General features: G+C 62.7%; 6 protein-coding genes. 1 reads left to right on the forward strand and 5 read right to left on the reverse strand.

The window, feature by feature from the left end; genetic code table 11:
* Positions 1–108: 108 nt before the first annotated feature.
* From HBO24_RS05850 to lon, 3 genes are all read right to left on the reverse strand, one after another.
* Positions 109–756 carry a lysoplasmalogenase gene (locus HBO24_RS05850; protein WP_057958557.1) on the reverse strand — a complete coding sequence of 216 codons (648 nt, stop codon included), beginning with the start codon at positions 754–756 and terminating at the stop codon, positions 109–111.
* Between the two features lies 1 nt (position 757).
* Entirely contained in the window at positions 758–1150 is a 393-nt protein-coding gene (locus HBO24_RS05855) for a protease inhibitor I42 family protein (RefSeq protein ID WP_057438294.1), read from the reverse strand.
* Positions 1151–1340: 190 nt separating this feature from the next.
* Positions 1341–3761: an endopeptidase La gene (gene lon / locus HBO24_RS05860; protein ID WP_057438296.1), complete on the reverse strand. Its 2421-nt coding sequence runs from the start codon at positions 3759–3761 to the stop codon at positions 1341–1343.
* A gap of 387 nt (positions 3762–4148) precedes the next feature.
* On the opposite strand from lon, the gene HBO24_RS05865 reads away from it, so the two are divergent.
* Positions 4149–6485, forward strand: coding sequence for a bifunctional diguanylate cyclase/phosphodiesterase (locus HBO24_RS05865; RefSeq protein ID WP_170059398.1), 2337 nt, complete (start codon positions 4149–4151; stop codon positions 6483–6485).
* A 187-nt stretch (positions 6486–6672) separates the two neighbouring features.
* Here the strand turns inward: HBO24_RS05865 and HBO24_RS05870 are convergent, their stop codons facing one another.
* The gene (locus tag HBO24_RS05870; protein ID WP_169959719.1) at positions 6673–9084 is read right to left on the reverse strand and encodes a glucose/quinate/shikimate family membrane-bound PQQ-dependent dehydrogenase; all 2412 of its coding nucleotides are present in this window, start codon (positions 9082–9084) and stop codon (positions 6673–6675) included.
* Positions 9085–9184: 100 nt separating this feature from the next.
* On the reverse strand, positions 9185–10522 hold the full coding sequence (locus tag HBO24_RS05875) for a carbohydrate porin (protein WP_170059399.1): 1338 nt from the start codon (positions 10520–10522) through the stop codon (positions 9185–9187).
* Positions 10523–10926 lie beyond the last annotated feature (404 nt).

Genomic DNA, 10926 nt, shown 5'->3' on the forward strand with positions numbered 1-10926 from the left:
CGGGCTTGTTGTGGCGAGCGGGCTTGCCCGCGCTGGACTGCGCAGCAGTCCCATCTAGGGGGCCGCTGCGCGCCCCAACGCGGGCAAGCCCGCTCGCCACAGGGGGAGTCAGGTCAGGGGCGTGCGGCGCGGCTGGGAAAAGGCCGAGGCGGTGATGCCCCACTGGCCCAACCAGTAGGTGATGATCAACAGGTACGGTGCGGCATCGAAGGTCACCACAAAGCGGTTGATGCCGATCAGCGTGTCGGAAAACACAAACAACGCCGCGCCGACGGCCGCCAGCTGCGCCGAGCGCTTGGGCACGTCGCTGCCCAGGCGCGCGAGTGCACGCCAGAGCATGGCGCTGATCACCAGCGCATACACCACCACCGGAATCAGCAAGTCGCCCAGGCCGTGGGAAATCAGGATGCTCAACAGGATCGCCCCAACCCCCAGGGCCAAGGCCAACGGCAACAGGGCCGGGCGCCGGCAGTCGCTGAAGTAGGCCTTGAGATACGCCAGGTGCGCGAACAAAAACGCGCCCAGGCCGAAGATAAACAGGTCGCCGGGCCAGGCCAGCAACACATCGCCCACCACGGAGAAAATCAAGCCCAGGCTGATCCAGCGTCGATAGTCACTGGGCGGCGCATCATGCAGCCAACCCAACAGCGCCAGTACCGGCAGCGGCTTGACCAACAGGCACAGCAAGGTGGCATGCGTGCTCAGGCCGTAGATAAAGGTACCCGCACCCATCAACGCAAGAATCATCCATGGCATATCAGTTCACCGTAATGGCGCAGTCAAAGGTGTCCACCGGATTCACTTCCGGGGCCCAGGGTTGTTGGGAGGTCAGGCGCAGGCGGCCAGTGCCTGCGGTAAAGGCCTGGAAGCGCCAGGTGGATTGCCCGGCGGCACCCACTACGCCGGCGTCCTCGGGGTTGCTGTAGACCTCGGGGCCGAGGCTGCGCAGCACGCCGCCGGCCGAATCCTGGATCGCCCAGCGATAACCGGTGGTGGGGTTGCTCGGCAAGGTCAGGGTCAGGTTTTGCCCGGCCTTGAGCTTGAGCGGGCAGGCGCTCTGTTTTTCGACGGTGACGTTTTGCTTCGGTGCACTGGCGCAAGCCGCGAGCAGGGCGAGGCTTAGCGGAAGAAGCAGGCGGGCAGCGGTCATGAAGGCTCCGTTTATTGGCGACGAAGGGCGAGCATAACCGAAGATGAGACAAGGTGTTACAGCAGGGTTTTGTGTTGAGGCGGCTGACGCCATCGCGGGCAAGCCCGCTCCCACATTTTGATATGTGAACACATTCAAGTATGGGAGCGGGCTTGCCCGCGATGAGGCCAGTACCGACGCTACAGATCTATCAGAACAACACCTTCGCCACATCCGCAAAGCGCTTGGCAAAGTGCACCGTCATGCCTTCCTTGAGGTACTCCGGCAATTCTTCAAAGCTGCCCCGGTTGGGCTCCGGCAGGATCAGTTCATGGATCTTCTGGCGCCGCGCCGCAATCACCTTCTCGCGCACGCCACCAATCGGCAGTACGTGCCCGGTCAGGGTCAGTTCGCCGGTCATGGCCACGCCTTTTTTCGGTGGCTGGTTGCGCGCCAGCGACAGCAATGCACTGGCCATGGTCACCCCGGCACTCGGGCCGTCCTTGGGCGTGGCGCCTTCCGGCACGTGCAGGTGCACGAAGGCTTCGTCGAAGAACTTCGGGTCACCGCCAAACGACTTCAGGTTGGAGCTGATGTAGCTATAGGCGATTTCGGCGGACTCCTTCATCACTTCACCCAACTGCCCGGTGAGCTTGAACCCACGATTGAGCGTGTGGATACGCGTCGCCTCGATCGGCAAGGTCGCGCCGCCCATGCTGGTCCAGGCCAGGCCGGTGATGACACCCGTGCCCGACAGTACCTGCTCGTTGCGGAACACCGGCATGCCCAGGGAGCTTTCCAGGTCCTTGTTGCCGATCTTGATCACCGAGTCCGGCTCATCCAGCAGCTTGACCACCGCCTTGCGCACCAGCTTGCCCAGTTGCTTCTCCAACTGGCGCACCCCGGCTTCACGGGCATAGCCGTCGATCAGCGCGCGCAGGGCGCCATCGGTGATGCTCAGGCTGTTCTTGGCCACGCCGGCTTTTTCCAACTGCTTTGGCCACAGGTGACGCTTGGCAATGGCGACTTTTTCTTCGGTGATATAGCCCGACAGGCGAATCACTTCCATACGGTCCAGCAATGGGCCGGGGATCGAGTCCAGGGTGTTGGCGGTGCACACGAACAGCACTTTGGACAGGTCCAGGCGCAGGTCCAGGTAGTGATCGAGGAATTCGACGTTCTGTTCCGGGTCGAGGGTCTCCAGCAGGGCCGACGCCGGGTCGCCCTGGTAGCTCTGGCCCATCTTGTCGATCTCGTCGAGCATGATCACCGGGTTCATCACCTCCACATCCTTGAGCGCCTGCACCAGCTTGCCCGGCAGGGCGCCGATGTAGGTGCGGCGATGGCCCTTGATTTCGGCCTCGTCGCGCATGCCGCCGACGCTGAAACGGTAGAACGGCCGCCCCAGAGACTCGGCGATGGATTTGCCGACGCTGGTCTTGCCCACACCCGGCGGGCCTACCAACAGCACGATGGAACCGGCGACTTCGCCTTTATAGGCGCCGACCGCGAGGAACTCGAGGATGCGACTCTTGATGTCGTCCAGCCCCGCATGGTGTTTATCCAGGACTTTGCGTGCGTGTTTGAGGTCGAGTTTGTCCTCGCCATACACGCCCCACGGCACCGAGGTCGCCCAGTCCAGATAGTTACGCGTGACCGCGTATTCCGGCGAGCCGGTTTCGAGGATCGACAGCTTGTTCAGCTCTTCATCAATGCGTTTCTGCGCCTGGGCCGGCAGCACCTTGCCTTCCAGGCGCTGCTCGAACTGTTCGACGTCGGCGCTGCGATCGTCCTTGGTCAGCCCCAGCTCCTGCTGGATCACCTTGAGCTGTTCCTTGAGGAAAAACTCGCGCTGGTGCTCGCCGATCTTGCGGTTCACCTCGGCGGAGATTTCCTTTTGCAGGCGCGCGACTTCCACCTCTTTGCGCAGCATCGGCAACACTTTTTCCATGCGCTTGAGCATTGGCACGCAGTCCAGCACTTCCTGCAACTCGTTACCGGTGGCCGAGGTCAGCGCGGCGGCGAAGTCGGTCAGGGGCGACGGGTCGTTGGGGCTGAAGCGGTTGAGGTAGTTCTTCAGCTCTTCGCTGTACAGCGGGTTGAGCGGCAGCAGTTCCTTGATCGCATTGATCAGGGCCATGCCGTAGGCCTTGACCTCATCGGTCGGCTCGCTGGGCTGGTGCGGGTATTCGACTTCCACCAGATACGGTGGGCGGTGGTGCTTGAGCCAGGTCTTGATGCGCACGCGGGTCAGGCCCTGGGCAACGAACTGCAGCTTGCCGTTTTCGCGGCTGGCGTGATGCACCTTGACCAGGGTGCCGTACAACGGCAGGGCAGAGGTATCGAAATGCCGCGGGTCTTCGGGCGGCGTGTCCATGAAGAACAGCGCCAGGGAGTGGTGGTCGGATTTGCTCACCAGCTCCAGGGTCTCGGCCCAGGGTTCTTCATTGACGATCACCGGCAACACTTGCGCCGGGAAGAACGGCCGGTTGTGGATCGGGATGATATAGACCTTGTCCGGCAGATTTTGCCCAGGCAGGGCCAGGCCGGTGTTGGACGATGGAGTTTCAGCGTTTTCGGGGTCGGCGTAGTCGTTGAGGTCGATATCGGGGAATTCTTGCTGGTCGCTCATGGGGCACCTGCACAGTGAAGTATGGGGGTTAGATGGGGCAGGTGAGCGGTGGTTTCAATGGCCCGGCGTGGTTAGCAACAAATTGCATGACATTTTCGAAGACCCCTGTGGCACTGGCTGTTTGTGCGGCACCCAGAAACCTTCAGCAAATCAGGGGCGATTTTATGCCTGCGTGCGCCGTTTAGACGGTGATCTGTCGTCAAAATAATGTCAGCCAACCTCCCGTATTTATTAGGTTTACTTCTGCTCGGCGAAGACTAATCTGGGTTTTCCAAATGTTCGGCATCGACGGGCATTTATTTGACACCGGGCCGCCAGTCGCGAGGGAAGCGTATGACAAAAGGGCGCTTGAGCTGGGGCGTGGGCACGCTGCCAGGAGGCAAGCGGATGAAATGGCGCCACGCCTTCCAGGCGCGGCTGGCCGGGGTGTTGGCGTTGCTGCTGCTGGTCGTGGTGGGCGCGGTGTATTTTGCCGTGAAAGTGGCCACTACCCGGGCCGTGGAAAATCAGGCCCTGGTGCAACTGGAGACCGGCAGCCGAGTGTTCGAGCGCCTGCTGGACCTGCGCGGGCGACGCCTGCAATACGGCCTCGACTGGCTGACGGTGGACGAACAGTTGCGCCGTGCCGTCGCTGAGGGCCAGCCGGCGGCGATCCTTGCGGCCCTGCACCGACAGGGCAGCGGCATCCGTTCCAGCGAGGTGTTTGTGCTGGGGCTGGATGGGCAGGTCATCGTCAGCACCCTGGCTGGCGTGCCGGCGCAGCAAGTCTTTCCCTACGCCGAGGCGCTGCGTCAGGCTCGGCGCAATTCCCTGCATATGCTCGTCGTCTCCCTGGCCGGCCGGCCGTTTTTGCTGGTCCAGGAAGATGTGCTGGACCCACTGCCCATTGCGCGGGTGGTCATGGGCTTTTCCATGGATGAGGTGTTTGCCGCCGAGTTGCGCTCCCTGAGCAACCTGGAGGTGTCGTTCATGAGCGTGGACAAGGGCCAGCCGGGCGCCTTGTTCAGCACCCAGCCCGTGACTGATCACCCGGCCATTATCGAGGCGCTACAGGCTTCGCACCCCAGGGCGCTGGCAAAAATGAGCGAGTTTCACGGCCAGCGTTTTCTCAGCCAGGTGCTGCCCCTGGCCAACACCGGCGATGGCGGGCAAGTCATGGCCTTGCTGCAAAGCCCGCTGGACCAGGCCCTGCAATCCTTTGCACCGCTGGACCGGCAATTTCTCGGCATCGCCCTCGCGGCACTGCTGGTCTCACTGGTGGGCGCGCTGTTGATGGCGCGCCGCGTGTCGCGCCCGCTCGATGCCCTGGTGCAGGCAGCCGAGCGCATTGGTGGCGGGGATTACCGCACGCCAGTGGCGGTGCGCGGCAAGGATGAATTCGGCCTGCTGGCCCGTGCCTTCAATGCCATGCAAAGCGGCATCGCCGTGCGCGAGCGGCAATTGGCGCACAATGCCCTGCACGATGCGCTGACCGGCCTGCCCAACCGCGCCCTGGCCATGGAGCGCCTGGGCAGTGCGATCAGTGCGCGGCGGCCGGTGGTGTTGCTGTACCTGGGGATTGAAAACTACCGGGTGATCAACGAAGGCTTTGGCCCCCAAGGGGTCGAGGAAATGTTGCGCGAAGCCAGCCGCTGTCTGCTGTCGAGCCTGGCGGCCGGGGATTCGGCGGCGCGCATTACCGGCAGCGAATTTCTGGTGCTGTTGGAAAACACCAAGCTCGACAGCGCCGTGGCTCGCGCCGACCGCCTGTACAGCCTGTTGACCGAGCCGCAGCGGGTGGGTGTCGATGAACTGCGCCACGAAGTGAGCATGGGCATTGCCGCCTACCCCGAAGATGGCCAGCAGGTCGAAGAACTGATCAGCCGCGCGGCCATTGCGCGCCACGATGCGGCCGCGTTGCCCGGCTATCTGCAGATCTATCAACAAGACCGCGACCTTGCCCATCAACGCCAGATCAGCCTGATTCGCGACCTGCGCCGCGCCGCCATCGAAGACGAATTGTTCCTGTGCTATCAACCCAAGCTCGACCTGCGCCACGGCTACGTGCGCCAGGCCGAGGCACTGTTGCGCTGGCAGCACCCGACCCTGGGCCTGGTGTCCCCCGTCGAATTCATCCCCCTGGCCGAACGCTCCGGCAGCATGGCCAGCCTGACCCATTGGGTGATCGAAGAGGCGATCCGTCAGTTGGCAGAGTGGAGCGTGCGCGGGCTGGAGGTGCAGCTGTCGCTGAACATTTCGGTGGACGACCTCGGCGACGAAGGGCTGGCGCCGCGGGTGACCGAACTGCTGGAACTGCATGGGGTGCTGGCCGGGCAGTTGATTTTCGAGATCACCGAAAGCGCGATCATGCACAACCCGGAACAGGCCTTGCGCATCCTCGAGCAACTGCGCGGCTGTGGCATCAGCCTGTCGGTGGACGACTTCGGCACGGGCTACTCGTCCCTGGCCCAGTTGCAGCGCCTGCCGGTGCAGGAGCTGAAGATCGACCAGTCCTTTGTGCGCAACCTCGACAGTACCAGCGGTGACGCGGTGATCGTGCGTTCGACCATCGAGATGAGCCACAACCTGGGGCTCAAGGTGGTGGCCGAAGGGGTGGAGTTCGAACCCAGCCTGAGGCTGCTCAAACAATGGAATTGCGACACCGCCCAGGGCTACCTGATCAGCCGGCCGTTGAATGCCATGGCCTTTGAGATGTGGATGCGCCGGGATCGCAGTACGGTGTGACGGGTCCGGCGCGGTCAAAATATGGGAGAGGGCTTGTGTGGGAGCTGGCTTGCCTGCGATAGCGGTGGGTCAGTGCAACATATGCCAACGGATCCACCGCTATCGCAGGCAAGCCAGCTCCCACATTTGAGTTGTATTTCAAATAAAAAACCCCGGAATTCCGGGGTTTTTTTGTTGCAGCTGTCGCTTAATCCGCCAGCTTGAACGCCATCACATAGTCACCCTGCTTGGTCCCCAGGGAACCATGACCGCCCGCCACGACCAGCACGTACTGCTTGCCGTCCTTGCCGGTGTAGGTCATCGGGGTGGTTTGCGCGCCTGCAGGCAGGCGGCCTTCCCACAGTTGCTTGCCGTTTTTCACGTCATAGGCACGCAGGTACTGGTCGAGGGTACCGCTGAGGAAGGACACGCCACCGGCGGTGGTGAAGGTCCCGCCCAGACTTGGCACACCCATGCTCAGGGGGATGGGCACTGGCGAGCTGTCACGCACGGTGCCGTTCTTGTGCATCCAGATGGTCTTGTTGTTGGTCAAGTCCACGGCGGCCACATAACCCCAGGCCGGTGCCTGGCATGGCAGGCCCATTGGCGAGAGCATGGCTTCCAGGACCACGCCATAAGGCGTGCCTTTGTTTGGCTGCACACCTTCGGTCTCGCTGACACGCGGGCCCATGGCGGCGATTTTTTCTGCCGGGATCATGGTCGACTTGAACGCCATGTAGCTTGGGTTGACGAAGGCAATCTGGCGCACCGGATCAACCGAGATGCCGCCCCAGTCGAACACGCCGAAGTTGCCGGGGTAAACGATCGAACCTTGCAGCGATGGCGGGGTGAACGGGCCATCGTAGCGCAGGGATTTGAAGTCGATCCGGCAGAGCATTTGGTCGAACGGGGTCACGCCCCACATGTCACGCTCCTTGAGGGGCGGTGGCATGAAGTTGAGGTCGGACTTGGGCTGGGTCGGCGAGGTGTGATCGCCTGCCACTGCGCCTTGCGGTACCGGGATTTCGTTGATCGGCACCACCGGCTCGCCCGTTGCACGGTCCAGCACGTAGATGCTGCCTTGCTTGGTCGAGGCCATCACGGCTTGCTTCACGCCGGCCGCTGTCTTGATGTCGATCAGGCTTGGCTGGCCGCCCACGTCCATGTCCCACAGGTCATGGTGGGTGAACTGGTAGTGCCAGCGCACTTTACCGGTGTCGATATCCAGGGCGGTCAGGCCGGCAGCGTGCAGCTCGGAAGCCGGGGTGCGGTAGCCACCGAACTGGTCCGGGGTCTGGTTGCCCATCGGCAGGTAGAGCATGCCGAGTTTTTCATCGACGGCGAACATCGACCACATGTTGGGCGAGTTGCGGGTGTAGGTCTTGCCTTCGGCAATCGGCGTGGTGTCGTCCGGGTTGCCGCTGTCCCAGTTCCACACCAGCTTGCCGGTGTGCACGTCGAACGCGCGGATTACGCCGCTTGGTTCGTCGGTGGAGACGTTATCGGTGACGTGACCGCCAATGACCACGAGGTTCTTGGTGATGGCGGGCGGCGAGGTGGAGTAGTAACCACCGGGGGCGAAGGTGCCGATGTTGGCGCCCAGGTCGACCTGGCCTTTGTCGCCGAAGTCTTCACACATTTTGCCGGTGTCGGCGTTCAGTGCGATCAGACGGGTGTCGGCGGTCGGCAGGAAAATGCGGCGCGGGCAGGCATTGGCGGCTGGCGCGGCGGCGCCGGTGGCCGGGCTTTGCTCGGTGGCGGCGTAGGCCGCGTCATCGTGATACGACACGCCACGGCAGGTCATATGCGCCCAACCCTTGAAGTTCTCGGCTTTCTGCGTCGAGAGCTTAGGGTCGAAACGCCAGATTTCCTTGCCGGTGTCCGGATCAAGGGCAATCACCTGGCTGTGCGGGGTGCACACGTAGAGCATGCCGTTGACTTTCAGCGGGGTGTTTTCCGCGGTGGTTTCACCGGGGTCGCCCGGGCCAGGCAGGTCGCCGGTGCGATAAGTCCAGGCCGGTACCAGCTTGTGGGCGTTTTCCGGGGTGATCTGCGCCAGCGGCGAGTAACGATCACCGAAACCCGAACGGCCATAGGAATTCCAGTCGCCATCGGCCTGGGCCGGCGCGGCGTTGGTCATGCCCGGTACCGCGTCGCGGTCCAGTTGGCCCTTGATTTCACCGGGGTTGGTGAACTGGCTGGCCACGGCGGTTGCGCCGGCCAGCACCACGGCTACGCTCAGCGCGCCGGTGCCCAGCGGGGCGGGTTGGCCGCGCAGCAGGGGACGGCGGAACCACGGCAGCAGCATGACGATGCCCAGGCCGAACAACAGGGCCAGGCGCGGCACCAGTTGCCACCAGTCCAGGCCGACTTCCCACAGAGCCCACACCGTACTGGCGAACAGCACCACAGCGTACAGGCCCAGCGCCGCGCGGCGCGTAGCCAGCAGCAGGACGCCGGTCAGAGTGATGCCGATACCGGCCAGCAGGTAGTACAGCGACCCGCCGAGCATGCTCAGCTTGATGCCCCCGGCCAACAAGGCCAGGCCCATGATCAGCAGCAAGATCCCCAGCAGCCTGGGCAGCAGGCGGCTTGGGCTTGAAGCACCATCAGTGCTCATAGTGTGATTCTCCGTGACGTTTAAAGTAGTCCCGCGCTTGTTCACTGTAGATGACGTTTGTGCGCGGGCTTGGTTCAGGTCTCATTGCGTTTATTGCGATTCAGAAGGACGCTTGCAGCTTGATCCCGCCGACCAGCGCGTCATCCACCTGGGCAACGGCCCCCGGATGCCGGATGTATTGCAGGTTCGGGCGCACCGTCAGCCAGTTGCTGACATGCACGCCGTAATAGAACTCGGCGCTGTATTCGGTGTCTTGCACCGGCAGGTAGGCGGCGGCGTCGAAGTCGTAGACCGCACGGGCCTGGTTGCTGGCCTGGGCGTTCTTGCGATAGGCCGGGTTGACGTGCACGCGGGCCACGGCAAAGCCGATATCGTCCTGGGCGCGGGCATCGAACGGGCCTTTGTAGACCACCCCGGCCTGCACATAGTTATCCACAGCGTTGGTCTTCTTATCGTGCATCGTCGCGTTGGCGAACACGCTCAAGCCACGGCTGTTGTCGCTGGCGAGGCGGGTGACCTGCTGCTGCACACCCAGCCACACACCGTGCTTGCTGGAGGCACTGCGATAGGCCTCGCCACTGACGGCGGCGGGCTGGTCGTGGCGGTCCTTGTAGACATCGCTGGCCTTGGCGCTGCTGTAGTAGTAACCGGCGCGGTATTCGCCCGGCAGGCCATGGAACGTTGGCGTCCACACCAGCTCCACCGGCAGCAGGGCGCCCTGGGTGCCGCTGCCACTGAGCTTGAAGCCATTGCCGCGATCGAGGTTGGACGGGTTCTGCTCATAGGCGCCGACCTGCGCGTACAACTCGGGCGTCAGGTGGTATTTGACCCGCAGCGCCCATTGGCTCACGGGCCAGTTGTACCAGATGCCACCGACCCAGTTGCCCACCTGGGAGCCGCAGAACGCCAGGTTCTGGAAGTCACAGGGGAAGCTGTTGAAGTCTTCGCCTTCGCCAAAACGCCCAGCTTTGATATCCAGTTTTTGGTCGAAGAATTTCTGCTGGTACCACATCTGCGTCAGGCGCCAGGTCTGGCCACGGCCCCAGACTTCCTGGGATGAGGTAAAACCGCCGACCCGTGGGTCGTTGATGCGGTCATTGCTGATGTTATTGCCACTGCGCTCGGTGATCGTCAGTTGGAACTCGGCGTCGTGCCAGCCGAGGATCTTCTGCAGGTCCAGGTGGCTGCCGAAGGCCCATTGGTCGCTGTAGCGGGCGGTGCGGTCATGGTCCGAGCCGCCATGCAGGTTGCTGCCCATCTCGCCGGTGTAGTCGATCTTGAAGTCGTAGCCTTGTTGAGACAGCGCTGTCCGGGAGCCGCCGAAATCACCCAGCATCCACGGTGACTCGCGGTCAAAGGCAGGGGCGGCCTGGGCACAGGTGATCAGGCACAAAGGCAGCAGCGCAGCGCACAGGCGCAGTGTTGGGAAAGCAGGCATAGGCAAGGGCAGGTCTTAATAGTTTTTGGTTTTAGTACGCAAACGGCGACCGGCGGGGCGGGCGCGCATCAGGTTTTTGGGTGGCAGATGAAACGTTTCAGGTTGTTGCCGACAAGGATAAAGCGCCGGCACGGGGAGAGAAAGGGCTAATCGCAAGATGGATTATTTCGGATTTGGTAACAGTCGGCGCAGAGACCGCAAAGCAGTGAGGGAGCTGGCTTGCCCACTCCCACAGGGGATCTCGTTTACAGCACGGGTTTGGCTAGACAACACAATTTAATGTGGGAGATTCTATGGTTTTGGGGAAGCCCCCCAAACCGCTTTTGACTGGTATTCGCTCAGGTTTTTCATGAGCGAAAAGGCGATGCGCGCCAGCTTGCGGCCAATGATGACCAGGGCTTGAG

The sequence above is a fragment of the Pseudomonas sp. WS 5410 genome, assembly GCF_012985645.1.
Taxonomy (GTDB): domain Bacteria; phylum Pseudomonadota; class Gammaproteobacteria; order Pseudomonadales; family Pseudomonadaceae; genus Aquipseudomonas; species Aquipseudomonas shahriarae.

Coding starts and splice junctions, on each gene's coding strand:
- HBO24_RS05850 (WP_057958557.1), bottom strand. CDS start 756: ATGCCATGGATGATTCTTGCGTTGATGGGTGCGGGTACCTTTATCTAC.
- HBO24_RS05855 (WP_057438294.1), bottom strand. CDS start 1,150: ATGACCGCTGCCCGCCTGCTTCTTCCGCTAAGCCTCGCCCTGCTCGCG.
- lon (WP_057438296.1), bottom strand. CDS start 3,761: ATGAGCGACCAGCAAGAATTCCCCGATATCGACCTCAACGACTACGCC.
- HBO24_RS05865 (WP_170059398.1), top strand. CDS start 4,149: ATGAAATGGCGCCACGCCTTCCAGGCGCGGCTGGCCGGGGTGTTGGCG.
- HBO24_RS05870 (WP_169959719.1), bottom strand. CDS start 9,084: ATGAGCACTGATGGTGCTTCAAGCCCAAGCCGCCTGCTGCCCAGGCTG.
- HBO24_RS05875 (WP_170059399.1), bottom strand. CDS start 10,522: ATGCCTGCTTTCCCAACACTGCGCCTGTGCGCTGCGCTGCTGCCTTTG.